Origin of the sequence: Thalassococcus sp. BH17M4-6 (assembly GCF_049323015.1) — a bacterium.
Classification (GTDB): Bacteria; Pseudomonadota; Alphaproteobacteria; order Rhodobacterales; family Rhodobacteraceae; genus Puniceibacterium.
The window spans coordinates 219,933-246,302 of the sequence record NZ_JBMPGU010000001.1; the positions used below are offsets into that span (position 1 = coordinate 219,933).

The 26,370-nt window shown below is 65.7% G+C and carries 26 protein-coding genes; 11 read left to right on the forward strand and 15 right to left on the reverse strand.

Annotation, left to right across the window (positions count from 1 at the left end; translation table 11 throughout):
• Positions 1–48 precede the first annotated feature (48 nt).
• Positions 49–825, forward strand: coding sequence for an enoyl-CoA hydratase-related protein (locus ACOXXX_RS00950; RefSeq protein ID WP_422824946.1), 777 nt, complete (start codon positions 49–51; stop codon positions 823–825).
• A gap of 85 nt (positions 826–910) precedes the next feature.
• On the opposite strand, the gene ACOXXX_RS00955 is transcribed toward ACOXXX_RS00950, so the two are convergent.
• From ACOXXX_RS00955 to gltX, 3 genes are all read right to left on the reverse strand, one after another.
• Positions 911–3,034, reverse strand: a complete 2,124-nt coding sequence (locus ACOXXX_RS00955) for a hypothetical protein (protein ID WP_422824662.1) — start codon at positions 3,032–3,034, stop codon at positions 911–913.
• 275 nt (positions 3,035–3,309) lie between these two features.
• Positions 3,310–4,605, reverse strand: coding sequence for a citrate synthase (gltA, locus tag ACOXXX_RS00960; RefSeq protein ID WP_422824663.1), 1,296 nt, complete (start codon positions 4,603–4,605; stop codon positions 3,310–3,312).
• Between the two features lie 81 nt (positions 4,606–4,686).
• On the reverse strand, positions 4,687–6,099 hold the full coding sequence (gene gltX / locus ACOXXX_RS00965) for a glutamate--tRNA ligase (protein ID WP_422824664.1): 1,413 nt from the start codon (positions 6,097–6,099) through the stop codon (positions 4,687–4,689).
• A gap of 78 nt (positions 6,100–6,177) precedes the next feature.
• On the opposite strand from gltX, the gene ACOXXX_RS00970 reads away from it, so the two are divergent.
• Entirely contained in the window at positions 6,178–8,259 is a 2,082-nt protein-coding gene (locus tag ACOXXX_RS00970; protein ID WP_422824665.1) for a ComEC/Rec2 family competence protein, read from the forward strand.
• Positions 8,260–8,264: 5 nt separating this feature from the next.
• Here ACOXXX_RS00970 and lexA read toward each other — a convergent pair whose 3' ends face one another.
• The 7 genes from lexA to ACOXXX_RS01005 all read right to left on the reverse strand — a co-directional run bounded on the left by lexA (position 8,265) and on the right by ACOXXX_RS01005 (position 13,766).
• Positions 8,265–8,960, reverse strand: coding sequence for a transcriptional repressor LexA (gene lexA / locus ACOXXX_RS00975; protein ID WP_422824666.1), 696 nt, complete (start codon positions 8,958–8,960; stop codon positions 8,265–8,267).
• Between the two features lie 113 nt (positions 8,961–9,073).
• Entirely contained in the window at positions 9,074–10,240 is a 1,167-nt protein-coding gene (glp, locus tag ACOXXX_RS00980) for a gephyrin-like molybdotransferase Glp (RefSeq protein ID WP_422824667.1), read from the reverse strand.
• The gene (gene moaC, locus ACOXXX_RS00985; RefSeq protein WP_422824668.1) at positions 10,237–10,713 is read right to left on the reverse strand and encodes a cyclic pyranopterin monophosphate synthase MoaC; all 477 of its coding nucleotides are present in this window, start codon (positions 10,711–10,713) and stop codon (positions 10,237–10,239) included. The genes glp and moaC overlap by 4 nt, the downstream gene beginning before the upstream one ends.
• Positions 10,710–11,513 (reverse strand): indole-3-glycerol phosphate synthase TrpC, encoded by an 804-nt coding sequence (trpC, locus tag ACOXXX_RS00990; protein ID WP_422824669.1) that lies wholly within the window; start codon positions 11,511–11,513, stop codon positions 10,710–10,712. The genes moaC and trpC overlap by 4 nt, the downstream gene beginning before the upstream one ends.
• Positions 11,510–12,169, reverse strand: coding sequence for a uracil-DNA glycosylase (locus ACOXXX_RS00995; protein WP_422824947.1), 660 nt, complete (start codon positions 12,167–12,169; stop codon positions 11,510–11,512). Before ACOXXX_RS00995 ends, trpC begins: the two co-directional genes overlap by 4 nt.
• Positions 12,169–13,188 (reverse strand): anthranilate phosphoribosyltransferase, encoded by a 1,020-nt coding sequence (gene trpD, locus ACOXXX_RS01000; RefSeq protein ID WP_422824670.1) that lies wholly within the window; start codon positions 13,186–13,188, stop codon positions 12,169–12,171. The genes ACOXXX_RS00995 and trpD overlap by 1 nt, the downstream gene beginning before the upstream one ends.
• Positions 13,185–13,766: an anthranilate synthase component II gene (locus tag ACOXXX_RS01005; protein WP_422824671.1), complete on the reverse strand. Its 582-nt coding sequence runs from the start codon at positions 13,764–13,766 to the stop codon at positions 13,185–13,187. Before ACOXXX_RS01005 ends, trpD begins: the two co-directional genes overlap by 4 nt.
• A gap of 132 nt (positions 13,767–13,898) precedes the next feature.
• Here ACOXXX_RS01005 and ACOXXX_RS01010 point away from each other — a divergent pair, with 132 nt between their 5' ends.
• Positions 13,899–15,668: a divergent polysaccharide deacetylase family protein gene (locus ACOXXX_RS01010; protein WP_422824672.1), complete on the forward strand. Its 1,770-nt coding sequence runs from the start codon at positions 13,899–13,901 to the stop codon at positions 15,666–15,668.
• A gap of 30 nt (positions 15,669–15,698) precedes the next feature.
• On the opposite strand, the gene ACOXXX_RS01015 is transcribed toward ACOXXX_RS01010, so the two are convergent.
• The 3 genes from ACOXXX_RS01015 to ACOXXX_RS01025 form a co-directional block, all read right to left on the reverse strand.
• Complete coding sequence (locus ACOXXX_RS01015; RefSeq protein WP_422824673.1) at positions 15,699–16,379, reverse strand: DUF1638 domain-containing protein; 681 nt, start codon at positions 16,377–16,379, stop codon at positions 15,699–15,701.
• Positions 16,360–16,533 carry a hypothetical protein gene (locus tag ACOXXX_RS01020; protein WP_422824674.1) on the reverse strand — a complete coding sequence of 58 codons (174 nt, stop codon included), beginning with the start codon at positions 16,531–16,533 and terminating at the stop codon, positions 16,360–16,362. Before ACOXXX_RS01020 ends, ACOXXX_RS01015 begins: the two co-directional genes overlap by 20 nt.
• Before the next feature lie 98 nt (positions 16,534–16,631).
• The gene (locus ACOXXX_RS01025) at positions 16,632–17,336 is read right to left on the reverse strand and encodes a corrinoid protein (RefSeq protein WP_422824675.1); all 705 of its coding nucleotides are present in this window, start codon (positions 17,334–17,336) and stop codon (positions 16,632–16,634) included.
• A gap of 196 nt (positions 17,337–17,532) precedes the next feature.
• Between ACOXXX_RS01025 and ACOXXX_RS01030 the strand changes: the two genes are divergently transcribed.
• Positions 17,533–18,618, forward strand: coding sequence for a PA0069 family radical SAM protein (locus ACOXXX_RS01030; protein WP_422824676.1), 1,086 nt, complete (start codon positions 17,533–17,535; stop codon positions 18,616–18,618).
• A 105-nt stretch (positions 18,619–18,723) separates the two neighbouring features.
• On the forward strand, positions 18,724–19,431 hold the full coding sequence (locus tag ACOXXX_RS01035) for a TIGR02594 family protein (protein WP_422824677.1): 708 nt from the start codon (positions 18,724–18,726) through the stop codon (positions 19,429–19,431).
• Positions 19,432–19,448: 17 nt separating this feature from the next.
• Here ACOXXX_RS01035 and bmt read toward each other — a convergent pair whose 3' ends face one another.
• Both bmt and ACOXXX_RS01045 read right to left on the reverse strand, forming a co-directional pair.
• Positions 19,449–20,465: a betaine--homocysteine S-methyltransferase gene (gene bmt, locus ACOXXX_RS01040; protein WP_422824678.1), complete on the reverse strand. Its 1,017-nt coding sequence runs from the start codon at positions 20,463–20,465 to the stop codon at positions 19,449–19,451.
• Between the two features lie 153 nt (positions 20,466–20,618).
• On the reverse strand, positions 20,619–20,933 hold the full coding sequence (locus tag ACOXXX_RS01045) for a DUF1476 domain-containing protein (RefSeq protein WP_422824679.1): 315 nt from the start codon (positions 20,931–20,933) through the stop codon (positions 20,619–20,621).
• Positions 20,934–21,150: 217 nt separating this feature from the next.
• On the opposite strand from ACOXXX_RS01045, the gene ACOXXX_RS01050 reads away from it, so the two are divergent.
• From ACOXXX_RS01050 to ACOXXX_RS01075, 6 genes are all read left to right on the forward strand, one after another.
• Positions 21,151–21,606 carry a tellurite resistance TerB family protein gene (locus tag ACOXXX_RS01050; protein WP_422824680.1) on the forward strand — a complete coding sequence of 152 codons (456 nt, stop codon included), beginning with the start codon at positions 21,151–21,153 and terminating at the stop codon, positions 21,604–21,606.
• Entirely contained in the window at positions 21,606–22,625 is a 1,020-nt protein-coding gene (locus tag ACOXXX_RS01055; protein WP_422824681.1) for a DUF4261 domain-containing protein, read from the forward strand. The genes ACOXXX_RS01050 and ACOXXX_RS01055 overlap by 1 nt, the downstream gene beginning before the upstream one ends.
• Before the next feature lie 97 nt (positions 22,626–22,722).
• Complete coding sequence (gene purC / locus ACOXXX_RS01060) at positions 22,723–23,484, forward strand: phosphoribosylaminoimidazolesuccinocarboxamide synthase (RefSeq protein ID WP_422824682.1); 762 nt, start codon at positions 22,723–22,725, stop codon at positions 23,482–23,484.
• A gap of 92 nt (positions 23,485–23,576) precedes the next feature.
• Positions 23,577–23,807: a phosphoribosylformylglycinamidine synthase subunit PurS gene (purS, locus tag ACOXXX_RS01065; RefSeq protein ID WP_422824683.1), complete on the forward strand. Its 231-nt coding sequence runs from the start codon at positions 23,577–23,579 to the stop codon at positions 23,805–23,807.
• Between the two features lie 87 nt (positions 23,808–23,894).
• A complete protein-coding gene (gene purQ, locus ACOXXX_RS01070) occupies positions 23,895–24,563 on the forward strand; it encodes a phosphoribosylformylglycinamidine synthase subunit PurQ (protein ID WP_422824684.1) in 669 nt (222 codons plus the stop codon).
• A gap of 37 nt (positions 24,564–24,600) precedes the next feature.
• Positions 24,601–26,364, forward strand: coding sequence for a sensor histidine kinase (locus ACOXXX_RS01075; protein WP_422824685.1), 1,764 nt, complete (start codon positions 24,601–24,603; stop codon positions 26,362–26,364).
• Positions 26,365–26,370: the final 6 nt, after the last annotated feature.

A 26,370-nucleotide genomic window follows, 5' to 3' on the forward strand; every position in this document is an offset into this window, starting at 1 on the left:
GGCGCCCGCGTGTTTGATGCGCGCACCATCACATGCGGAGAGCCGATCATGCAGTACGACGCCATCACCTTTGACATCACCGACGACATAGCGGTGATCACGCTCAACCGTCCGGATGTGATGAACGCGCTCAACACCCAGATGCGGGCGGAAATCACCGATGCGGTGAGCCGCGGCGGGCGCGAGGCGCGGGTGGTGGTCATGACCGGCGCGGGCAAGAGCTTTTGTTCCGGGCAGGACCTGGGCGACCGGGCCACGGCGGCGAATCTCGATCTCGAACGCACGCTGCGGGACGAATACGTGCCGATGCTGCGCGCGATCTTTGACTGCCCGGTGCCGACGATTTCGGCGGTGAACGGCGCCGCGGCCGGGGCAGGGGCGAATCTTGCGCTGGCCGCCGACGTGGTGATCGCGACAGAATCGGCCTTCTTCCTGCAGGCGTTCACCCGGATCGGCCTGATCCCCGATGCGGGCGGCACCTGGTATCTGCCGCGCCAGATGGGCCTGGCCAAGGCGATGGGGGCGGCGCTTTTCGCCGAAAAGATCACCGCGCGGCAGGCCGACGACTGGGGGATGATCTGGGAAGCGGTGGCGGACGACGCGTTCGATGCGCACTGGCGCGGTCGCGCGGCGCATCTGGCCAAGGGGCCGACCGCCGCCTTTGAGCGGGTAAAACAGGCGATGCGCGCGTCGTTCGACAACACGCTGGACGATCAACTGGCGCTCGAGGCGAAGCTGCAGGGCCAGTGCGGCAAGACCCGGGATTTCAAGGAAGGCGTCGTGGCCTTCCTGCAAAAGCGCCCGGCGCAGTACGAAGGGCGCTGACCTTACGGCCTGAAAGCCAGGGGCTGGAAAGCAAGAAAGGCGCGCCCCGCGGGACGCGCCTTTTGTTTCGGGCAGGGCTGCGGGATCACATCCCGGCCATGGCCAATTCGTCTTCTTCTTCTGCCGCGGGCTCTTCTTCCTCGAGCTCCTTGTCGGTCATCCAGTCGTCGTAGGTGACCTCGTATTCAAGGCAGGTGTCGTCCTGCTCTTGCGCGACGCTGAAGCAGACATCGTCGACCGCGCCGGATCCAGCCAGGTTCACATCCATGCTGGCCACGCCGTTGGTGTTCACCTCGATCACCTGCAGGCTGTTGTTCTCGCCCTCGGGGATCGCCACGCTGTTGATCAGCTCGCCCTCGGCATCGTAAAGATCAATGCTGCCGCCGGCCTCTTCCACGTCGAGCACGGTCAGGCTGGTCACGTCCGACACCTGGTCGAATTCGAAGGTCAGCGTGCCCCCACCCGCATTGTCGTCGGGATCGTGGCTGTCGTTGTCTTCGGAGATGATGATGGCGTTGCCCTGGTTGGCATAGTGCAGATCCCAGTCGTAGCCGGTGGGGTTGCTGGTGTCGAAGATCATCGCGTCGTTTTCGCTGTCGGGATCGTCCCCGGCGCGCTGACCGCTGACGGTGAAGCCGTCGAACTGGTCCGACACGACATCGCCCGCATGCGCATCCTCGAACTCTTCGCAGGTTTCGGCGGCGCCGTCGGTCACGACGGTGTCGGTCACCACGTAGTTGTCGATGATGATCTCTTCGTTCCGGGCCGAGATGTCGGAATCGAGCACGATCTGAACGGTATCGGCCCCGGCCAGCGCGCCACCTTCGTAAGTCAGCGTCTGTGTATCGGTGGTGATGGTCTGGCCGGTCTTGTCGCCCACCAGAGCGGTGCCGTCAGCGTTCACCACATAAGTGTCGAGCAGGTGCCATTCCGTGCCGTTGACCAGCGCCCAGACCTCAAGCGAGTCGCCGTAATATCCGCCCGCATCGAAGTTTTCGACATGCGGGGCGCGGGCGTCGAAGGACACGCTGGCCTCGCCCTCGATCTCGACGCTTTCGAACCACAGGTTGCCATCGTTGCAGCCATCGGTGCTGAGCGCGCCGTTCTCGACATCCCAGCCTTCGTTCCAGCGCACTTCGCCGCTTTGGGTGGCATAGTGCAGGCCGTCGAAATTCTCTTCGGCCACAACGGTTTCCACCGTCGTTTCGACACCAGCCGGGGCTTCGGTCGTGGTGATTTCCACATTGTCGATGCTCATGGTTTCGTTGGACGAGGTGAAATCGGACACCACGCGGAACTGCACGTCGCCGTTGGTGTCGTCGAGCAGCCCGCCCGAATAGGTCAGGGTCGAGGCCTCGCCGCTGCCGATGGTCTGCCCGGTCTTCGACCCGACCATCGCCGTGGCATCGTGGTTGACCACGAATTCGTCCAGCAAGACCCAGTCGCCGCCGTCGATCTGTACCTCGACGCGGAAGCTGTCGCCGTACCAGCCGCCGGCCTCGAACTTCGTCAGGTCTCCGGCCTGCGCGTCGAAGGTCAGGCTGACCGGCCCGTCGGTGGCCACTTCGTCGAACACCAGCCGACCGTCGTAGCAGCCATTGGTCACGGCCTTTCCGGTGTGGGAATTCAGGTACCAGCCGTCATTATGGGCGATGTTGCCGCTGGCGTTCAGGCTGCTGCCCGAGAAGTCTTCGGACAGGGCCACGACCTCGACCGGGGCGGGGGTCGACCCGGCGTTGCTGACAAGCGCGGTGCCGGTGACACCGTCGGTGTTCACCACCACGGTCATGTTGCTCAGGTCGATGCTGTCGATGGTCAGATCGGAATTGCCGCCGTCCAGGTAGAAGGTCAGCGCCGCCTCGTTGACATCGCCACCCGAGGTGTAGGGAACCGTGCCGAATTCGACCCGAACGTCGAAATTCTCGCGCACCTGGGCGCTGTTGTCCATCTGGTTGAAGCCGTTCAGGTCGGCGTCGAAATCGGTGATGTTCTCACCGTTCGATCCGATTTCCTCGCTGAATTCCGGCGAGGCGACCAGCCGCGACACGTCGGCATCATCCGTCAGATTGAAGAACAGCGCATCGATATCGATGTTTTCCGGGTCTTCGGCATAGATCTGGAACAGCAGGTTGCCGTCATCTTCGGTGATGACCAGACGCACCTGGTTGTCGCAGCCAAAGTACACCTCTTTCGGGGGGGAAGTCGCCATTGCACTCATCCTTGCGTGACTGGGAAATTCGTTGGTGAGGTCTTGCCACCATTTCCCGAAAATGCGTCCGAGATTTTTGGAAACAGACTTTTTCCGCCCCAATTGCGCCGTATTTCAGGGGGTTGCGGCGCGGTTCCTGAAACGAAACCTGGCAGACGACAAAGGATGATCGCAGTTTGGAAACAGTGCGAATGAGCGATTGGGGCAGTCCGAACACAAAAAAGCCCGACCCCGTTTCCGGGGCCGGGCAGATTCGCGCTGGACCGGTTCCGGGTCTAGCGGTTTTCGATATCGATGTAATCGCGCGCGGTATTGCCCAGGTAAAGCTGGCGCGGGCGGCCGATTTTCAGCTGCGGATCGCTGATCTGTTCCTTCCACTGCGAAATCCAGCCGACGGTGCGCGCCAGTGCGAAGATCGGTGTGAACATCGAGGTCGGGAAACCCATCGCCTCAAGGATGATGCCGGAATAGAAGTCGACATTCGGGAAAAGCTTTTTCTCGGCAAAGTAGGGATCGGCGAGCGCCGCCTTCTCCAGCTCTTTCGCGGTGGCCAGGATCGGGTTGTTCTCGACCCCCAGAAGCTCGAGCACCTCGTCGGCGGATTGCTTCATCACCGTCGCGCGGGGATCGAAGTTCTTGTAGACCCGGTGGCCAAAGCCCATCAGCCGGTAGCTGTCGTTCTTGTCCTTGGCGCGGGCGATGAATTCCGGGATCCGGTCGGGCGTGCCGATTTCCTTGAGCATCTCGAGGCAGGCCTGGTTGGCACCGCCGTGCGCGGGGCCCCAAAGGCAGGCGATGCCGGCCGCGATGCATGCAAAGGGGTTCGCCCCCGAGGACGAGGCCAGACGCACCGTCGAGGTCGACGCGTTCTGTTCGTGATCCGCATGCAGGGTAAAGATCCGGTCCATCGCGCGGCTGAGGATCGGGTTGACAACGTATTCCTCGCACGGGACGGCAAAGCACATGCGCAGGAAGTTCGACGCGTAATCCAGATCGTTGCGCGGATAAATGAAGGGCTGCCCGATGTGGTATTTATAGGCCCAGGCGGCGATCGTCGGCATTTTTGCGATCAGCCGGATCGACGCGACCTCGCGCTGCCAGGGGTCGGAAATGTCGGTGCTGTCGTGATAGAACGCCGACATCGCGCCGACCACGCCGACCATGACCGCCATCGGATGCGCATCGCGGCGGAACCCGCGAAAGAAGTTCTGCATCTGCTCGTGCAGCATGGTGTGGTTGGTCACGCGGTTCTCGAAATCCTCAAGCTGCGCGCCGGTGGGCAGATCGCCGTAAAGCAGCAGGTAGCAAACCTCGAGGAAATGCGATTTCGACGCCAGCTGGTCGATGGGATAGCCGCGGTGCAGCAGTTCGCCCTTGTCGCCGTCGATGAAGGTGATCGTGCTGTCGCAGGCCGCGGTCGAGGTAAAGCCGGGGTCGTAGGTGAACGCGCCGGTCTGGGCATAAAGCTTGCGGATGTCGATAACATCTGGGCCGACGGTCGGCGAGAAAATCGGCAGGTCGTAGTCGGTGCCATCAATGGAAAGCGTCGCGGTCTTGGTGGATTCGGCCATCAAAGTATCCCTCTGTCACAAGGCGCCGGACACTGCCGGTGCGGTCAATCTCAACGCTCTCCTGGCGATTGCCCCGCGGGGCTAGGCCGTGTCGGAGGCTGCGGCCTGGGTGATCCGGAGAATGCTTTCTTCCCGCCCCAGCACCAGCATCATGTCGAATACGCTTGGCGTTGCGGTCCGTCCGGCCAGTGCCGCACGCAGGGGTGCCGCAAGCTTGCCGAATTTCATCCCGTGATTTTCCGCCACCAGGGATGTGATCCGCTCCAAATCGTCTCGCGTCCAGCTAGCATTTTGCAGGTGCGGCGTCAATTCGGCGAGCATACCACGGGATACCGGGTCGAGCGCCTTGGCGGCTTTCTTATCCGGTTGGATCGGCGCGGAGGTCAAGATAAACTCCGCCTTATCAAGGAGTTCCGGAAAGGTCTTCGCGCGGTCTTTGAGGCAGTACATGCCCGCCAGAAGGCCGTCGTGCTGCGCCTGCGTCAGCGCGGGCTGGCCCGATGCGGCGCGGAATGCGACGATTTCATGCAGCAGTGCAGCATCGTCGGCCACGGCGATATGCTGCCCGCAAAGGTTTTCCAGTTTCTTGAAATCAAGCCGCGCGGGCGATTTGCCGATACCGGACAGATCGAACCATTCGCGCGCCTGCGCGTCGGTAAAGAATTCGTCGTCGCCATGGCTCCACCCCAGCCGCGCCAGATAGTTGCGCATACCTGCTGCCGGATAGCCCATGGCCTGATATTCCTCGAGCCCGACCGCGCCATGCCGCTTTGACAGCTTCTTGCCATCGGGCCCGTGGATCAGCGGGATATGCGCCCAGACCGGCACATCCCAGCCCATGGCGGTATAGATGCCCATCTGCCGCGCGGCGTTGTTGAGGTGATCGTCTCCCCTGATCACATGGGTCACACCCATGTCGTGATCGTCCACCACCACGGCCAGCATGTAGACCGGTGTGCCGTCCGAGCGCAGCAGCACCATGTCGTCCAGCTGGTCGTTGCCGATGCTCACGTCGCCCTGAACGGCATCGCGGATGACCGTGGTGCCGTCCTGCGGCGTCTTGAGCCGGATGACGAAAGGCGCATCGGGATGCGCCGCCGGATCGGCGTCGCGCCAGGGGCTCTGGAACAGGGTCGAACGGCCCTCGGCCCGGGCGGCTTCGCGAAACGCCTCGATCTCTCCCTGGGTGGAAAAGCACTTGTAGGCGGCCCCCTTGTCCAGCAGTTGATGCGCCACCTCGGCATGCCGCGCGGCACCTGCGGCCTGGCTCACCACCTCGCCATCATGGTCAAGGCCCAGCCACGCCATCCCCTTGAGGATCGCCGCCGTCGCTTCGGCGGTGGACCGGGCGCGGTCCGTATCCTCGATCCGCAGCAGGAACCTGCCGCCACGTCCCCGGGCGAACAGCCAGTTGAAAAGCGCGGTGCGCGCCCCGCCGATGTGCAGATAGCCGGTCGGCGAGGGGGCGAAACGGGTGACGACGGGCGCGGACATGGCGGCGTTAACCTTCTGATAACCGTAGGGCAGTAGCGTTGAGGCTTCCTTAACCACGAGAGCGGGGCAAGGACAAGCATGCGGCAGCTTCCTGGCACGGTTGAAGCTGTGCTGCTGGGACAGCGCGGGCACCTTTTTCCCTGGGTGCCCGTCTGTCTGGCGGTCGGGATCGGCGGCTATTTCGCGCTGCGTGTCGAACCGCCGGTCTGGGTGCTGGGGGCAAGCGCTCTGGCGGGCGTGACCCTGCTGATCGCGGAGCGCCGCTGCGGCCCGGTGCTGGCGGCGCTGCTGCTGGCGGTGGGGCTGATGCTCTGTGGTTTGGCGCTGGCGGGCGCGCGGGCGCATCACGTGGCGGGGCCGCAGATCGATTATCGCTACTACGGCCCCATCGAGGGGCGCATCGTCGGCATCGACCGGTCGGCGTCGGACGCGGTGCGGCTGACGCTGGACCGGGTGGTGCTGGAGCGCACCGCCCCCGATCGTACGCCCCAACGCGTGCGCATCGCCCTGCACGGGCAACAGGGGTTCATCACGCCCGAGCCGGGCCAGACCGTCATCCTGACCGGCCACCTTTCGGCGGCGGGCGGGCCGGTCGAGCCCGGCGGCTTCGACTTTCGCCGTCACGCCTGGTTCCAGCGGCTTGGCGCGGTCGGCTATACCCGCGTGCCGGTGCTGCTGCTGGCGCCTGCGGGGGACGGGCAGTTGCTCTTCAAGGCGCGGATGGCGCTGTCGGCCCGGGTGCAGGCCGGACTGCCCGGCGAAATCGGCGCTTTTGCCGCCGCGATCATGACCGGCGACCGGAGCGGCATCGGGCAGGGGACGCTACAAACCCTGCGCGACAGCAATCTGGCGCATCTGCTGGCGATTTCCGGGCTGCACATGGGGCTCTTGGCCGGGGTGGTCTTTTCCGCGCTGCGCCTGGCCTTCCTGACCGTGCCCGCCTTTGCGCTGCGGCACCCGATCAAGAAATACGCAGCTGTTGGCGCGCTCTTCGTCGCGGCGGGCTATCTGGCGCTGTCGGGCGGTAATGTCGCGACCGAACGCGCCTTCGTCATGGTGGCCGTGGCGCTTGTGGCGGTGCTTTGCGACCGCCGGGCGCTGTCGCTGCGCGCCGTGGCCATGGCGGCGCTGGTGGTACTCTTGCTGCGCCCCGAGGCTTTGCTGGGGCCGGGATTCCAGATGTCCTTTGCAGCCACCACGGCGCTGGTCGCGGTCTTCGGCGCGCTGCGTGATCTGCCCGAAGCCTGGCGCCTGCCGCGCTGGCTGGCACCGGTTGCGGCGGTGGTGCTGTCGTCGTTGGTCGCGGGGCTGGCAACGGCGCCGGTGGGCATGGCGCATTTCAACCAGATGTCGCATTACGGCCTGTTGGCCAATGTCATTTCGGTGCCGCTGATGGGCCTGCTGGTGATGCCCGCGGCCTTGCTCGCGGTGCTGCTGATGCCGGTCGGGGCAGGCTGGATCGGCCTCGCGATCATGCAGCCGGGATTGCGCTGGATCCTCGGCGTCGCGTCCGAGGTCAGCAGCTGGGACGGCGCGGTGGGCCATGTGGTCGCACCGGCGGTCTGGGTATTGCCGCTCATGGCGCTCGGCGGGCTTTTCGTCATGCTATGGCAGGGCCGGGCGCGATGGCTGGGGCTGGCCCCGATGCTCTGCGCCGCGACACTCTGGGCCGGAACCGCGCGGCCTCCGGTGCTGATCGCGGCGGATGGCGGGCTGGTGGGCGTGCTGACGGACCGAGGGCGCGCGCTGTCGAAAGCGAAGGGCAGCAGCTTTGTTGCCGATGTCTGGCTGGAAAACGATGGCGATGGCGCGGAACAGTGGCAGGCGGCGACGCGCTGGCCGGAAAAGCCCGCCGACCGGGTCGCAGCCTATCCGCTGGGGCCGGGGCAGCTGCTTCATATACAGGGGAAAAAGGCGGCGCAGTTGCTGAGCGGATGCGACCCCGATGACGTGATCGTGCTGTCTGTCGCGGTGCCCGAGGTCTGGCCGTGCCGGATCATCGGGCCCGGTGCGCTGCGCGACGCCGGTGCGATGGCGCTTTGGCCGGGTCCGCAAGGCCTGCGCGTCACGACGGCGCGGCAGGTGACCGGCTGGCGGCTTTGGCACGGCGCCCCGCGGCCCGCCGCGGCGCAGCAGGCCTGGGCGGCGCGCCAGCCCTGACGCGGTCAGTAGGTGCGGATCAAGCCGACCAGACGGCCCTGTACGGTGACCGATCCATGCGGCAAGACACGCGGTTCGTAGGCCGGATTGGCCGCTTCCAGCACGATCATGTCGCCCTTGCGCTGGAATCGCTTCAGCGTCGCCTCGTACCCTTCGACCTGGGCCACGACGATATCGCCGTTGTCGGCGCTGCCGGTTTCGCGGATCACCACGACATCGCCGTCGTTGATGCCCGCGTCGATCATCGAATCGCCTTTGACTTCAAGCGCGTAGTGCCGTCCGTTGCCGCGCAGCATCTGCCCCGGCACGGCAATATCCTCGGGGTGGTCGTTCAGCGACTGGATCGGCTCGCCCGCGGCGATCCGGCCCACCAGCGGCACGCCCACGGCCGCCACCTGTTCGACCGGCATCGCATTGGCGGGGCGGCTGTCGGGCGCGTCGCCGTCGATCACGCGCGGAGTGAACCCGCCGGGCTGTGCGCCCATGCTGTCAGGCAGCTTCACGATCTCGATCGCGCGGGCCCGATGCGCCAGCCTGCGGATGAACCCGCGCTCTTCCAGTGCCGTGATCAGACGGTGAATCCCGGATTTGGAGCGCAGATCCAGCGCCTCTTTCATCTCGTCAAAGCTGGGGGGCACGCCGTCGCGCGTCACGCGCTTGTTGATGAAGGCCAGCAGGTCGAGTTGTTTCTTGGTCAGCATGTCATGTCTCCACACCCTATCACGCTTTGTTCTACGCATGTTCTTGTTTTGTGTCAATCATTTGTGGATAAGTGATAATTTTCGGTAAACTTTGGGGTGGAAGCCACGAAAAATCAGAGCGCGATGTAGTGCTGCATCGCTCCGGCCTTTTGGGCGGGGTCGTGGGGCGGGCGCACGACCAGCGCGTTGGCCTGTCCCAGCACGCTGAGCAGGGAACTGTCCTGCCGGTCAAAGACATGCAGCGCGCCGTTGTCCAGCCGCGCCCGCATGTAATGTTCGCGCGGGCCGTTCGCGCCGATATCCGCGGCCAGCGGCGCCTGCGCGCAGGGTGCGGCGCTCTGGCCCAGCCCCAGCATCGCCCGGATCACCGGCGCCACGAAGATGTGTCCGCAGACCATTGCGCTGACCGGATTGCCTGGCAGGCCGATCATCATTGCGCCGCCCAAACGTCCGGCCATCAAGGGTTTTCCGGGCCGCATCGCAACCTTGTAGAAAGCCTGTTCCAGCCCCAGACTGCCCGCCACCCGGGCGACCAGATCGTGATCTCCGACCGACGCGCCGCCGATGGTCAGCACCAGATCGGCGTCCTGCGCAAGCGCCAGCACCATGCGCAGGCTGTCGGGATGATCGCGTGCGATGGGCAGCATTCGCGGCGCGGCCCCCAGCTGCCGCATGAGCGCGTGCAGGCCGAAACTGTTGGAGGCGATGATCTGGTCGGGGCCGGGCGTCTCTCCGGGCATGACAAGCTCGTCGCCGGTGGCGATGATCGCAACGACCGGACGGCGGCGGACGCGAACCGTGCCGATGTTCATGGCGGCGAGCAGGGCGATGTCATTGGCCCCCAGCCGGGTGCCGCCGGGCACTTTCATACCCGCGCGGAAATCGTTCCCGGCCGGGCGGATGTGGGGCGCGGCGTCGAGCCTGTCGCCAAGCGTGATCTGATCATCGCTCCGCGTCACATCCTCTTGGATAACAACGAATTTCGCTCCCTCCGGTACCGGCGCGCCGGTGAAGATGCGCACTGCCTCGCCGGGGGAGACGGCGCCATCAAAACGATGACCGGCGGCGGATTCGCCGATGACGGTGAGCACGGCACCCGGCTGCGCCTCGCAAACCGCGTAGCCATCCATCGCCGAGGCGGGAAAGGGCGGCTGATCACGCTCTGCCACCACGTCATCGGCCAGAATCCGATCCGCCGCCCGCAGCAGCGGAACGTCCTCCGCATGCAAGGGCGAGGCGAGCGCGAAAAGCTGATCCAACGCCTCGGATACGGTGATCATGTCGCCTCGTAACGGCCTGATTTTCCGCCGTCTTTCAGGGTCACACGGATACCGCCGATGGTCATGGCCTTGTCGACCGCCTTGGCCATGTCATAAACCGTGAGCGCGGCTGTGCTGACGGCGGTCAGCGCCTCCATCTCGACCCCGGTCTGGCCGGTTGTCTTGACTGTCGCGGTGATCCGCAGCCCTGGCAAATCGGCGTCGGGGGTCAACTCCACCGCGACCTTGGTCACCGGCAGCGGATGGCAAAGCGGGATGAGCTCGGGCGTTTTCTTGGCCCCCATGATGCCCGCGATCCGGGCAATGCCGATCACATCGCCTTTTTTGGCGCGGCCTTCGGTAATGATATCAAAGGTTTCGCGTGCCATGCTGATGTGGCCTTCGGCGACGGCGATGCGGGATGTCGTGGCCTTGTCGGACACGTCGACCATATGCGCGTCGCCCTTGGCATCGAAATGGGTCAGCCCGGTCATGCCGCCACCGGATCCTTGAGCAGCGCGCGGGTGGCCTGGGCCACATCCGCCTGACGCATCAGGCTTTCCCCGATAAGGAAGCTGCGCGCGCCGTAGCTGGCCATGTCGGCCAGATCGGCGGGGGTGTTGAGCCCCGACTCCGAAATCAGCAGACGCCCCGACGGCACCGCCTTCGAAAGCGCGCGCGTGGTATCAAGCGTGGTCTCGAAGGTCTTGAGATTGCGGTTGTTTACGCCGATGAGCGGGGATTTCAGCGCCAGCGCGCGGTCCAGCTCGGCCCGGTCGTGCACCTCGATCAGCGCGTCCATGCCCCAGCCAAAGGCGGCATCTTCAAGCTCGGCCGCCTGGGCATCGGAAACGCTCGCCATGATGATCAGGATGCAGTCGGCATGCAGGGCGCGCGCTTCGGCCACCTGGTAGGGATCGTACATGAAATCCTTGCGCAGCGCGGGCAGCGATGTCGCCTCGCGCGCCTGGGTCAGAAAGGGTTTCGCGCCCTGAAAACTGGGCGTGTCGGTCAGGACCGAAAGGCAGGTCGCGCCCCCGGCCTCGTAAGCCTTGGCGAGTGTCTCGGGGTCGAAATCGGCGCGGATCAACCCCTTCGAAGGCGAGGCTTTCTTGACCTCGGCGATGAGGCCGTAGCCTGTGGTCTGCGCCTTGCCCAACGCCTCGGCAAAGCCGCGCACGGGCGGGGCATTACGGGCCGCGGCCTCGATATCGGCCAGCGACAGGGCGGCCTTATCGGCGGCGATTTCCTCCAGCTTGTAGGCCTTGATCCGGTCGAGGATGGTTTCGGTCATCGGGTGCTGTCCTCAGGCTCTGCCCAGCGGATGGGCGCATCGCCACTTTCCCTAAGCCAAGCGTTGATCCGGGAAAAGGGTTTGGAGCCGAAAAAGCCGCGATAGGCCGAGAGCGGCGAGGGATGCGCGGAGGTCAGGACAAGGTGGCCGCTGCCGTGGATGTGCCGCGCGAAACGCTGTGCCGGGCCGCCCCAGAGGACGAAGGCGCGGGGTGCGAGCGAGAGGCGGTCCAGCACCTCGGCGGTCAGCCGGTCCCAGCCAAGCCGGGCGTGGGCCTTGGGTTTGCCCTGCGGCACCGTCAGCGCAGTGTTGAGCAGCAGCACGCCTTGCTGCGCCCAGTCGGTCAGGTCGGTGCGCTGGCGCAAGACGCCAAGATCGTCCTGCAACTCCTTGAAGATATTACCAAGACTGTCCAGTCGCCCGCCAAATTCCTGCGGGATCGAAAAGGCCAGGCCATCGGCCTTGCCCGGCGTGTGATAGGGATCCTGCCCCAGGATCACGACGCGGGTCCGGCCCGGCGGGCAGATTTCCAGCGCGCGAAAGCGCCGGTCGGCGGGCGGCAGGATGGGGGCGGATTGTTGGGACAGCGCTGCGTCGATGGCGTGATAGGGCGCGCCGAAGAACGGCAGGTCGGCCCAGCCCGTCGGCGGCGCGATCACGCCGCCTGCGTCGCCCGGGCGAGCGCGTCGATCTTGGCCTTGGCAGCCCCGGAATCGATGCTTTCGCGTGCCATTTCAACGCCTTCCGCCAGGGTCTGCACCTGATCGGCGACCTTCAGCGCCGCCGCCGCGTTCAGCAGAACCGCGTCGCGATAGGCGGAGGGTTGACCATCGAGAAGCGCGCGGAAGGCGTCGCCGTTTTCCTGCGGCGTGCCGCCCAGGATATCCTCGAAAGGATGCACGGGCAGGCCCGCGTCTTCGGGGTGCACCTCGGCGTCGCGAATCGTGCCGTCGTTTTCCACGGCGGCGACCCAGCTGATCCCGGTGATTGTCAGCTCATCCGTGCCGTCCGACCCGTGCACCAGCCAGGCCCGCTCAGACCCCAGCGCGGCCAGTGTTTCCGCCATCGGGCGGATCAGGTCGCGGGTGAAGGCGCCGGTCAGCTGCCGCTTGACCCCCGCGGGGTTGGTGAGCGGACCAAGGATGTTGAAGATCGTGCGGGTCCCCAGCTCCATCCGGACAGGGCCGACATGCGCCATTGCGGGGTGGTGCATGGGCGCCATCATGAAACAGATACCGACCTCTTTCAGAGCCTTTTCAACCGCCTGCGCGTCGATCATCACGTTGATGCCAAGCTGGGTCAGCGCATCCGCCGCCCCCGATTTCGACGACAGGTTGCGGTTGCCGTGCTTGGCCACCGGGACGCCCGCGCCTGCGACCACAAAGGCCGTCGCGGTCGAGATGTTGAGCGTGCCCTTGCCGTCGCCCCCGGTGCCGACGATGTCCATGGCACCCGGCGGGGCGGTGACCTTGTTGCACTTGGCGCGCATCACCGCGGCGGCGGCGGAATATTCGTCCACTGTTTCGCCCCGGGTCCGCAGGGCCATCAACAGACCGCCGATCTGGGCGGGTGTCGCCTCGCCCTCGAACAGGATGCCAAAGGCGGTTTCCGCCTCGGCCCGGGTCAGGGCGCGGTCGGCGGCGGCACCGATCAGGGGTTTGAGGACATCGCTCATGCCGCCACCTTCAAATGTTCGAGGAAGGTCTTCAAGAGCGCATGCCCGTGCTCCGAGGCGATGGATTCGGGATGGAACTGCACGCCGTGTATGGGCAGTTCGCGATGCTGCAGGCCCATGATCGTGCCATCCTCGAGATCGGCTGTGATCTCAAGGCAGTCGGGCAGGGTGTCGCGGTCGACCACGAGCGAATGATAGCGCGTCGCGAGGAACGGCGAGGGCAAGCCCGTGAAAAGGCCCGTGCCGGTGTGCCGGACGGTCCCCATCTTGCCATGCACGATGTCGCTGTGCTGCACCACGCGGCCGCCGAAGGCCTGACCGATGGTCTGGTGCCCCAGGCAGACACCCATCAGCGGCATGCCGGTTTCTGCGGCGGCTTGGGTCAGCGCAAGGCAGATGCCCGCCTGATCGGGGTCGCAGGGGCCGGGCGACAGCAGGATACCCGCCGGGCGCAAGGCCATCGCCTCCTGCACGTTGAGCGCGTCGTTGCGCACGACTTTGACCTCGGTCCCAAGCTCACCGATGTAGTGGACGAGGTTATAGGTGAAACTGTCGTAGTTATCTATCAGCAGCAGCATGGCGTTTCTTTGTTTGCGGGGCTGGTGGGGCACGCCCCGGTCGCGGTATAGATGGACATGGGCGCAGAGCAGCGTCAAGGGCGCACCACAGGCGTCTGACCGGTCGAGGCGGCAGAAAAAAGGACGGAACCCATGGCAAGAGGGTTTGTGGCAGGAGCAATCTGGGGGCTGGTGGTGTCGGCTGCGGGGGCGGGCGCGGTGTCGCTGGCCGTGGGCGTGGCACCGATCGTCGAGGATGTGCCCGGTGACGCGGGCGCGGATGTCGCAGCCCTGCCAGAGGATCCCGGCCCCGAGGCGATGCCCGAAGCCGCGCCCGCCGCAGAGATCGCGCCGGATCCCGGCGCAGGCACACCGCCCGCGCCCGAGGCCGAGGCGCAACTGCCCGATACGCCGCCGGTCCGGTTCGAAGCCAGTACCGACACCGTGCCCGAAGCCGCGGCACCGCCCGAACCCGCGCGCCGCCCCGCGGCGGAAACCGATATCGACGCACCGGAGGTCGCCGCACTGGATGCGCCCGACACGTCAACCGACGCGACGCTGAGCGACGAGGCCAGGGAACCCGCGGCGGTGCCCGATCCGGCACTCGACAGCGCCGACCTGCCATCGCCGGACGCCACCGCGCAGCCTGCGGGCGTGGATGTGTCGACCGAAGCGCCGGTCCTGCCCAGCGTGCAGACGCTGCTGCCCTCTGCCCCCGGGGCCGAGGCGGAACCCTCCATCGCCACAGAACCGGCGCAGCCGCCGGTGCCGCTGGTGCCGAGCGAGGACAGCGGTCTTGTCGCCGAAGACGCGGCAGCTGCCGAGAGCGCGGATACGCCCGAGGCCGAAGAGGTGACGGAAGCGCCCGCGCCGGAGGAGACAGAGGACGCGCCCGCGGAGCTGACGCTGGATGCGGTGGCAGAGGCTGAACCGGCGGCGCCGGAGGCGGATGCCCCCGTCGAGATGGCCGAGCAAGCGCCGGAGGCGCAGGACGACGCGCCGGAAATGGCCGCCGTCGCCCCCGAGCCGGCAGAGCAGACCCCTTTGGCAGCCGAGGAGGATCCGGCGCCGACCGTGCGCATCCTGAACGCGCCCTCGACCACGTCTGAAGAGGACGGGGCAGGGCGTCCCGCCATCGGGACCCCAGCGGTGTCGCTGATCGACCGCGGATCTGCGGTGCCCGAAGGCCGGTTGCCCAGCGTCGGGACGGTGGCCGACGAGGCACCCGGGGCAGAGAGCGGCACCTCGCCGCTGGCAGCCCATGCGGCCGAGGTCGATGTGGCCGCGGATCTGCCGCGCATGTCCATCGTGCTGATTGACGACGGCAGCGGGCCGCTTGGGCCCGACACGCTCGATGCCTTCCCGTTCCCGGTGACCTTCGCACTTGATCCCTCGGCCCCGGGGGCCGCGGCGCGGATGCGCGGCTACCGGGACAAGGGGTTCGAGGTCATGGCGCTGGTCGGCGTGCCCGCAGGCGCGCAGCCGACGGATGTGGAGGTGACGCTGGGCGCGTCGCTCTCGGGGCTGCCCCAGGCGGTTGCTGTGCTGGAAAGCCCCCGGCAGGGCCTGCAGGGATCGCGGGCGGTGTCGGATCAGGTCACGCAGGTGCTGCGCGACAGCGGGCACGGGCTGGTGATGCAGCCCAAGGGGCTCAACACCGCCACGGCGCTCGCGTTGCGCGAAGGTGTGCCCGCGGCGACGCTGTTCAAGGATTTCGACGGCGAAGGGCAGGACCCGCGCACGATCCGGCGGTTCCTGGATGGCGCGGCCTTCCGGGCGCGTCAGGACGGGGCGGTCGTGGTGCTGGGGCGGCTCAAGGCCGATACCCTGTCGGCGCTGCTGCTCTGGGGTTTGCAGGACCGCGCGGCGCAGGTGGCGCTGGTGCCTGTGTCGCTGGTGCTGCGCGAGGCCGCGGGGCAGTAGCGAGGCGGCCCGCAAGGGCCAAGGAGCGGCTTATCCGCCCGTGCGGGCGTCTGCGCGCGCGGCCCAGTCGCCAAGCCGCTCGGCCAGATCGCCATAGCCCGTCATCCGCCGTTCGAACGCCAACCCAAGCCGCGCCGCGTGGTCGCGCGCCAGCGCCGTCAGCGCCGGATCGTCGGTCTGGGCCTGATAGACCAGCCGGTCGTAATGGGCGAAATACATCTCGCGCAGCTCTGGATGCCGGTCCAGACCCAGAGGCCGCCAGACGAACGCATCGAATTGCCGCACCAGAAAGTCGGTCAGGTAAAACGCGGTGATCTCGTCCCGCGCGGCAAAGGTCGCCACGCCTTCGAAGAACGCATAGCAGTGCGGCCCCGCCACCATCTCGACCCCCATCTCTGCGCAGGCGGCCTGCAGTTGTCCCCCGGTGCCGCAATCGGCATAGACCACGTGAACGCTGTCATAGCGGTCGCGGTGCTTCTGCACGGCGGTGCGCACGGCATCGGTGATGCGGTCGGGATGGTTGTGCAGGATCGCAGGCAGGCAGGTCAGATCCAGATGGGCCCAGCTGTTTACCGCCTTGAGATGCAGAATTTCGCGCGCCAGGGCGCCGCAGGCGATCAGCAGAACCTTCCCGGTGCCGCCTGCCGCAAGCCCTGTGTCCCTCAGCGTCGCGTCGGACGGCGGGGCTGGATCAGGGGTGGCTGTCGTCATAGGGCACGTGGCTCATCGCCCAACGTGCGGCCAGACCCAGCACCATCAGCAGGGGCAGCACCGTGAGCGCGCCCCAGGCGTATAGCGCCCAGATCGTCAGCCCTCCTGCCGCCAGAACGGAAAAGATCATCAGTGCGAGTGATGTGACCGGCATGCGAATCTCCCTTCACCCTTGAATATGGGGCGTTCGCCGCAAAAGAAAAAGACCCCGTGCTTGTGACACGGGGTCCGGGGCCGTTTCCGAGTGGCAAATCAGACCGCGGCGCGGCGGTTGTGCTTGCGCAGAACGAACTCTTTCGCCGTTTCCACCGCTACGGCGGCGTCGCGGCAATAGGCGTCGGCGCCGATGGCCTTGCCGAATTCCTCGTTCAGCGGCGCGCCGCCGACCAGCACGATATAATCGTCGCGAATGCCCTTTTCGACCATCGTGTCGATCACGACTTTCATATAGGGCATCGTCGTGGTCAGAAGCGCCGACATGCCGACGATGTCGGCCTTTTCGGCTTCGGCGGCATCGATGTAGTTCTCGACCGGGTTGTTGATCCCGAGGTCTACCACCTCGAACCCGGCGCCTTCCATCATCATGCCGACAAGGTTCTTGCCGATGTCGTGGATGTCGCCCTTGACCGTGCCGATCACCATCTTGCCGATCGTCGGCGCGCCGGTTTCGGCCAGCAGGGGCTTGAGGATGAACATGCCGCCCTTCATCGCGTTGGCGGCCAGCAGCACCTCGGGCACGAACAGGATGCCGTCGCGGAAGTCCTTGCCAACGATGGTCATGCCGCCCACAAGCGCCTTGGTCAGGATGTCGTAGGGTTCCCACCCGCGTTCCAGAAGGATGTTCACGCCTTCCTCGATCTCTTCCTTGAGACCGTCGTAGAGGTCGTCGAACATCTGCTGAACCAGTTCATCGTCGTCCAGTTCGGACAGGATGATATCGTCTTCTTCGTCGGACATTGCAATTCCTCGCTGTCGGCGCGGATCACGCGCAAAGCACTTTTCGGACTAATCAAGGTTTTTGCCACCTGCAACATGGCATTTTGCGACACTGGCCGTTTATTGACCGACGTGGCGGGGGCTTATGCGCCGGTTTGTGCCTTTTCGACGACAGGTCGGATTGCGGGTGTTCATATTTTGTTCTACAAGATGGATTATGTCATCGCCCGACAACATACTGCCGCCCGAGCGTCGCAAGGGCCGGGGTGCGGCCAGTTGCGACACCGGCCGCTATGAACGACACGCGCGGGTGGCCGAACATGACGGCTGGGACATGGCCGAGGATCTGCCGCCCCTGCGCACAGAGGTGTCCGAGGAGCGCCCCCGCAGCGCCATCAGCTACGTCGCCTCGCCCGATCTGCCCTTTGACCGGACGCTCAATCCCTACCGGGGGTGCGAGCATGGCTGCATCTACTGCTTTGCCCGGCCCAGTCATGCCTGGCTGGGGATGTCGCCGGGGCTGGATTTCGAAACCCGGCTGATCGCGCGGCCCGACATACCCGAGGTGCTGGCGAAAGAGCTGCGGGCGCGGCGATATCAGCCCGCGCCACTGGCCATCGGCACCAACACCGACCCCTATCAGCCGCTGGAGCGGGATCGCGGCATCATGCGCGCCTGTCTGACGGTGCTGCGGGACTTCAGCCATCCCGTCGCCATCGTGACCAAAGGCACGCTGATCGAACGCGATATCGACATTCTGGCCCCGATGGCGGCACAGGGTCTGGCGCGGGTCGGCATTTCCGTGACCACGCTCGATCCGCAGCTGTCGCGGCGGATGGAGCCGCGCGCGCCCGCGCCGAAACGCCGTCTGGCCACCATCGCGCGGCTGGCGCAGGCGGGCATCCCGGTGCGGGTCATGGCCTCGCCGATGATCCCCGCGCTGACCGATCCGGAGCTTGAGGCGATCCTGGCGGCGGGGGCCGAGGCGGGCGCGGACGCGGCAAGCTGGATCATGTTGCGCCTGCCGCTCGAGGTTTCGCCGCTCTGGCAGGAGTGGCTGGCCGAGCATTACCCTGACCGCGCGACGCGCATCATGGGGCATCTGCGCGATATGCACGGTGGCAAGGATTACGACGCCCGCTGGCACCACCGCATGCGCGGCTCCGGCCCCTATGCCGCCGTGATCGCGCACCGCTTCGAGCTGGCCTGCAAGCGGTTGGGGTTGGCGGACAGGACCGCGCCGCTGCGCACCGATCTGTTCGCGCCGCCTGCCCGGGCCGGGGACCAGCTTTCGCTGTTTTGAGCCGACGCTGTCCGCGGGCGGATGACAAATCACCCTTTTTGGTGTAGTGTGGTCGCGCATTTGCACGCGAACTTTTTTGACATCGAACATTTGAAAGGGACGATTATGACCCCGAGTGATTGGAGACGAATCCAGAAACGCCTCATGCATCTTGGCTTTAACCCCGGCCCCATCGACGGGATCCGGGGCCGCTTGACCATAGGCGCGGTCAAGGCCTTTCAACGCAGTCGCGGGCTGGTGGCCGACGGCATCGTAGGGCCGCTGACCAGTGCCGCGCTTTTCGGGGCCTCCACAGGGGCCGAGCCGCCGAGCTTTGACAACATGCCGTGGTATGACGAGGCGAACCGCCTGATCGGCCTGGAAGAAGACACCGGTCCGGGATCGAACCCGGCGATCATCCGCATGGCCGAAGAGCTGGACCTCGACTATGCCGGCGATGATATCCCGTGGTGCGGGCTGTTCGTCGCGCATTGCATCGGATCGACCCTGGGCAATGAACCGCTGCCCAATCTGTTCCTGCGCGCGCGAAACTGGCTGAACTTCGGCGAGGATTGCGAGCCGCAGCTTGGCGCGGTCATCGTGTTTTGGCGGGATACAAGGGCCAGTGGCAAGGGGCACGTCGGATTCTATACCGGCGAGGATTCCGGCCATTACCACATCCTTGGCGGCAACCAGAGCGATGCGGTCAACATCAAGAAATTTCCCAAGCGCCGGTTCCTGGGTGCTCGCTGGCCGCTGACCGGCGGTTCCCAAGGCAACATCATCGTCGCGGGCGATCAGAACACCGATGCGACCGACGGCAACGAGGCCTGACGGTCGCATCCGGTCCGTCAGCTGCGGCGGCGGCCCCGGCGTTCGCGCTTGGGCGCTGCCGTATCGTCGCCGGTGCCGTCGCCTTCGGAGGTGAAGGCACCAAGGGCGGCCACGATCTGATCCAGCGTCGGCGCGTTGCCGCGCGGGCGGGTTTCCAGCGCCTCGCGCATGGCGCGCAAATGTTCGGGCATGGTGCCGCAGCAGCCGCCGATGATCGTCGCGCCGGAATCGCGCGCCATAACCGCGTAATCGGCCATCAGTTCGGGCGTGCCGTCGTAATGGATGTGTCCATCGACATATTTCGGGATGCCCGCATTGCCCTTGGCGATGATCGGCAGGGACGCCCCCTGCGCCCTGAAGCCCAGCGTGGTGCGCAGGATGTCGGACGCGCCGGTGCCGCAGTTTGCGCCAAAGGCGAGCGGCGCATTCTCCAGCGCCTCGACAATCCCCACCATATCGGCGGAGGTCACGCCCATCATCGTGCGCCCGGCGGTGTCGAAACTCATGGTGCCGCACCAGGGCATGTCGGCGAGCTTGAAGGCCTCGGCGGCCGCGCGGAATTCCTCGGGGGCAGAGATTGTTTCGACCCACAGAACATCGGCCCCGCCTTCCTTGAGGCCTTCGGCGGTTTCATGAAACATCTCGACCGCGTCGGCATGGCTCAGCGTGCCGACGGGCTGCATGATGTCACCGGTGGGGCCCACCGACCCGGCCACCACGATGGGGCGGTCGGCGCTGTCGGCGATCTCGCGCGCGATCTCGGCGCTCAGCCGCGACAATTCGCGGGCCCGGTCCTGCGCGTCGTGCAGCTTGAGCCTTGAGGCGTTGGCGCCAAAGGAGTTGGTCAGGAAGATGTCGCTGCCCGCATCGACAGCGCCCCGATAAAGCGTGCGGATCTTGTCGGTCTCGGTCTCGTTCCAGAACTCGGGCGCGTCGCCAGAACTCAGCCCCATGTTGAAAAGATTGGTGCCGGTCGCGCCATCGGCCATCAGCCAGTCGCGGGTTTCCAGCAGCTTTGAAAGGGCGTTGGTCATGTCAGGATCCTGTTTTCGGGCCGCGCACGTATCTCACGGAAGGTCAGGGGGCGCGACCGCCATAATCTTCATCTTGATTATGAAATGCGGTGGATGCGACGAAGGAAAGCGGGGCAGGGCCGACCAGGGCCCTGCTTTCGTCATGTGGCGATGTCAGCCTTCGGCCAGCAACTGCGCCTTGGCCTGGGCTTCGCATTCCACCAGCTTGGCGCGGATTTCGGCGTCCGTGGCCTTGTCGCCCAGGTCGCCCGACACCTTGCGGATCACGTCTTCGTACCCGGCCTCTTCGAAATCGGCTTTCACCACCTCTTTGGCATAGTCCTCGGCCTGGCTGCCGGACTTGCCCAGAAGCTCTGCGGCCCAGAGGCCCAGCAGTTTGTTGCGCCGTGCCTCGGCGCGGAATTTCATCTGCTCGTCGTGGGCGTACTTGTTCTCAAACGCGTTCTCGCGGTCGTCGAATGTGCTCATCTCTGTCGCTCCCTTCGGGGTGGTGGTCACATTCCGATATGCCGCCCCGAGGGCCGTTTCGCAAGGCTTGGCGGCCCGATTGCGGCAATGCGGGCACGGACCCGCGCCGCGGGACGCGTCTTTTCCCGCAAATGTCCGATCCCGTCCACAATCTGGCCGCGATTCCCGGTGATGCCTGTTGGCGTCAGAACGGCAACCTATCGAAGGAGAAGGACGAATGGGACTGTTTTCAAATCTGCGCAAAGGCAAGGTCGAACCGGTGGACACAACGCTGGCGCGCGCGATGCTGACCATGCCGGTGCTGGCGGGCGCCGCCGACGGCAAGTTCGAGGAAAGCGAGACGCGCGAGATCGTGACGCTTTGCGCGCAGAACGCGGTTTTCCTGCGCCTGGGCTATGACCGGACAGAGGCGCTGATCAAGGAAATCGTGATCGACATGAAAAAGCGCGGCGCGCAGGCGATCTTCAAGGAGGCGGTCGCGGTTATGCCGCAAGAGATGCGCGAGACTGCGCTGTGCTTTGCGGTGCGCGTGTCGGCGGCTGACGGGCACGTCGACAAGAGCGAGTTCGAGGCGCTGAAGGTCATGGGCCAGACCATGATGATCCCGCCCGAGCGCTTTATCCAGATCTTCGAGGTGCTGATGATGCTGCACCGCGCGCCGCGGGCCGCCTGATGACTGGGCGCTACAGTGACAAACGGCTGAACGACTCCTTCTACGCCTATGTGCTGCTCTCGGAGCCGGTGACCTTCCGGATGCACGAGATCGTCGCGGCGTTGAAGGAGGACTACCCGACGCTCGGCTGGGGCGACAGTTTCTACGAGGAGGAGGGTGCCGAACACGACGGCCCCTTCACCGTAGGCGACGTGCTGGTGGCGTCGCTCTTTCCCAAGGGCGCCGACAACATTCCGGGCATGATCGGCATGCACTCGATGCCGGGGCGCTGCGACCTCGCCAACTGGCCGGACCTTTTGCACAAGAACCGCTTCAATTCGCCCGAAGCAGGCGCGGCGGTGGCACGGCACACCTGCTGCCTGTGCATCCAGGCCAACAGCGTCGACAACTCGCTTGAGGCGCGGTTCGACGCGGCGCGGCGGGTGACGGCGGTGGCGGCGGTCTTTGCCGCGCTGCCGGTGGCGGAACTGGTCTACTGGCCGAACGGCGATACGCTGACAATGCCGGACAGTTGGGTCGCTGCGGCACAGAAGGCCGCGCGTGGCGAGGTGCCCTTGCTGCAATGGATTCACTTCGGGATGGAACTGATGCCCAACCCCGAGACTCCGCAGGGCGTGACGGCCTCGTCCGTTGGCCTTGCCGCCTTCACCGGTCAGGAGATCGCCATGCTCTGGGCGCCGGTGGAACCGGCGGAGGCGGTGCGCAGGGTCTTCGAGGCCGTGTCCATGGTTCTTGAGCACGGCCACGTGTTCGAGGATTCGGACACGCTGGGCGCCGAGGGTGACAAGATGAAGATGCGCCTGCGGCTGCTGAAAGAGGGACAGCTGGACGCGCAGACCGACACGATCTGCATCCTGCACCCCAGCTCGCATTTCCACGAGCAGGAGCTGGAGCTCTTCGGCCCGCGGGCCAAGGCGCCGCCGCCCAAGGGCGTGGACAACACCTCGCGCGGCGATCCGAACAGCCTCAAGAACCGGCTTTACGCCCTCTTTGCGGGGCCACGCCGCTCTCGCGCCTGAGGTCGGGGCGGGCCGCCCTTGCGGCGGCCCGCTGCTTGGCTTATGGAAGCGCGACACCGCGCTTCAAGCGCGGTTGTCCCGTTTGGAAAGGTCCGAAATGGCACGGCGCAAGAAGATCTACGAAGGCAAGGCGAAGATCCTGTACGAAGGCCCCGAACCGGGCACCATCGTGCAGTATTTCAAGGACGATGCCACCGCGTTCAATGCGCAGAAAAAGGACGTGATCGACGGCAAGGGCGTGCTGAACAACCGGCTGTCGGAATTCTTCATGACCGGGCTGAACGGCATCGGCGTGCCCACGCATTTCATCAAGCGGCTGAACATGCGTGAACAGCTGGTGCGCGCGGCCGAGATCATTCCGCTGGAAATCATCGTGCGCAACTACGCTGCCGGATCGCTGTCCAAGCGTCTGGGGATCGAGGAAGGCACCGCGCTGCCGAGGCCCATCGTCGAATACTGCTACAAGGACGATGCCTTGGGTGATCCGCTGGTGACAGAGGAACACATCGCCGCCTTCGGCTGGGCCAGCCAGCAGGACATGGACGACATCCTGAGCCTCGCGCTGCGGGTCAACGATTTCCTGTCGGGCGTGATGATGGCCGTGGGCATCCGCCTCGTGGACTTCAAGATCGAGATCGGCCGCGTTTACGACGGCGATTTCCAGCGTCTGATCGTGGCCGACGAGATTTCGCCCGACAGCTGCCGCCTGTGGGATCTGGAGACCGGCCAGAAGCTCGACAAGGACGTGTTCCGCCGCGATCTGGGGTCGCTGACGGATGCCTATACCGAAGTGGCGCGGCGGCTGGGGGTGATGCCCAAGAACGCCACGCAGATGACCAAGCCGACGCTGATCAACTGACGCGACCCCCGGCGGTCTGCGCTGGGGACATTCTGGGATTGACTGGGAAGAACACGCAGGGGGCCGCTGTCCCGCTGCGGGCGGAGAGAAAGATGAAGGCACGTGTGTTTGTGATGCTGAAGGACGGCGTTCTGGATCCGCAGGGGGCCGCCGTGCAGCATGCGCTGGGGGGGCTGGGCTTTGACGGCGTGCAGGGCGTGCGGCAGGGCAAGGTGATCGAGCTTGACCTGGCCGATGGGACGCCCGAGGCGACGGTCAGGGACATGTGCGAAAAGCTGCTCGCCAATACCGTGATCGAAAGCTACCGGATCGAAATGAGCTGAGCGTTCGCGAGGACGCCCGCAAGGGCGGAGGAGCAGCTTATCCGCCCTTGCGGGCGTCTTCGCATCTGACCAGGAGGAACGTGCCCCATGAAAGCAGCTGTCATCGTCTTTCCCGGGTCGAACTGCGACCGTGATCTGGCCACAGCCTTTGCCGCGGCGGGCTGCGATGTCAGCATGGTCTGGCACAAGGACACCGACCTGCCCGCGGGCATCGACATCGTCGGCATCCCGGGCGGCTTTTCCTTTGGCGACTATCTGCGCTGCGGGGCGATTGCCGCCAATTCGCCGATCTGCCGCGCGGTGAAGGCCCATGCCGACAGGGGCGGCTATGCCTTGGGGATCTGCAACGGCTTTCAGGTGCTCGCGGAAACCGGCCTGCTGCCCGGCGCGCTTTTGCGCAACGCGGGGCTCAAGTACATCTGCCGTACCGTGCCGCTGGTCGTGGGCACCACGGACAGCGTCTATACCCAAGGCTACGGCGCGGGCGACGAAATCCGCATTCCCATCGCCCATCACGACGGCAACTACACCGCCGATGCCGCAACGCTGGACCGGCTGGCTGGTGAGGATCGCATCGCCTTTCGCTATGGTGCCAACCCCAACGGGTCGGACCGCGACATCGCCGGCATCCTGTCGGACAACCGCCGGGTGCTGGGGATGATGCCGCATCCCGAACGCGCCGCCGATCCGGCCCAGGGCAACACCGATGGTGCGCGCCTTTTCGCCCATCTGGCCAAGGCGCTGGAAAACGCGTGACTTGAGCCGTCGCGGCGCGCGGCGTATTCTGGCGCGCATGAAGACACCCCGCAAGCTGCCGCTGGCCGACCGTCGCACCGCCCCGCTAAGCTGGCGCTTGCGGGTGGCGCTGGCCGTGCTCTTTCTGCTTGCCGTGGCCACGGTCTGGATCACCAACGCGCTGCTGACCGACCGGTTTACCGAAACCACCCGCAACCGCGCCGAACTGCGGCTGGCGCTTTACTCCGGCAACCTGCTGTCGGAACTGCGCCGCAACGCCATCGTGCCGCAGCTTCTGTCGCGCGACCCGTCCCTGATCGGGGCGCTCAATTCATCGGACTACAGCCAAAGCTCGCAGCGGCTGATCTCTTACGTCGATGAAATCGGCGCAGCCTCGTTGATGATGCTGGACAGCGACGGCCGCACGGTGGCCGCGACCGACCGCAACCGGTTGGGCGAATCGCATCGCAACATGCCCTATTACGTCGACGCGCTGCGCTCGAACGCGACCGTTTTCACGACGCTGCAGCGCGAAACGGGCGGCTACTCCTTTACCTATTCGCGCCGGATGGACAGCCAGGGCAGCGCCATCGGCGTCATCGTGGTCGAGGTTGATCTGGCCAAGTTCGAACGCTCCTGGGCGGGAATTTCCGACGCGGTGCTGGTCACCAATTCCGAAGGCACGATCATCCTTGCCACCGAACCGCGCTGGCGCGGGCTGACCCCCAGCGTCGCCTTGCAGCGCGAACCGCCCGACAGCGCCATCGAACGGGCGATCCAGGCCACCGCCGACTGGACCGCGCTACCCGCCGATGCCTATGTCCAGGGCGAGGCGGTGATGAGCATCGCGGGCCGCATCCCGTTCCGCGGCTGGTCGATGACCAGCTTCACCACGTATTCGAGCGTCCGCGAACGGGTGAACGGGGTGCTTGCCCTGGAAATCATGGGGTTCGCGATTCTCGCGGCGCTGGCCTTCTATGCCCTGTCGCGCAAGACGGCCCTGCGGATGGCGCTCTTCCAGCGCGAGTCGGCGGAACTGCGCCAGCTCAACCTGCGTTTACAGCGGGAAATCGCCGAGCGCGAACGGGTGCAGGAGACGCTTGCCGTGGCCGAACAGACGCTTGCCCAAAGCTCCAAGCTTGCCGCATTGGGGGAGATGTCGGCGGCGGTCAGTCACGAACTGAACCAGCCGCTGGCGGCGATGAAGACGTATCTCGCGGGCGCGCGGCTGCTGTTGCGGCGCAACCGCCCGGACGAGGCGTTGACGGCGTTTCACCGGATCGACGATCTGATCGAACGCATGGGCGGCATCACCCGGCAGCTGAAATCCTATGCCCGCAAGGGCCAGGCCGAGTTTTCGCCCGTGGATATGGGCGATGCGCTGGCGGCAAGCCTGTCGATGATGGAGCCGCAGCTGAAATCCCGCAAGGTGCAGATCACCCGCATCGTGCCCGACACCCCGGTGCGGGTCTTGGGCGACCGGATGCGGATCGAGCAGGTGATGATCAACCTGCTGCGCAATGCGCTGGACGCCACCAAGGCGGTGGACGACCCGCAGGTTGACATCATCCTGGCCAGCGGCGAAACGGCGACGCTGACCGTGCGAGACAACGGTTACGGGATCGAGGACCTCGACGCGCTGTTCGAGCCCTTTTACACCACAAAGCAGCCGGGAGACGGTGTCGGACTGGGGCTTGCCATTTCCTCGGGCATCGTCAACGACCTTGGCGGTCGGTTGATCGCGCGCAATGCAGAGGCCGGCGGGGCGGTGTTCGAAATGCAGCTTCCCATATGGAACGAAGAGAGCCAGGCGGCGGAATAGGGACCA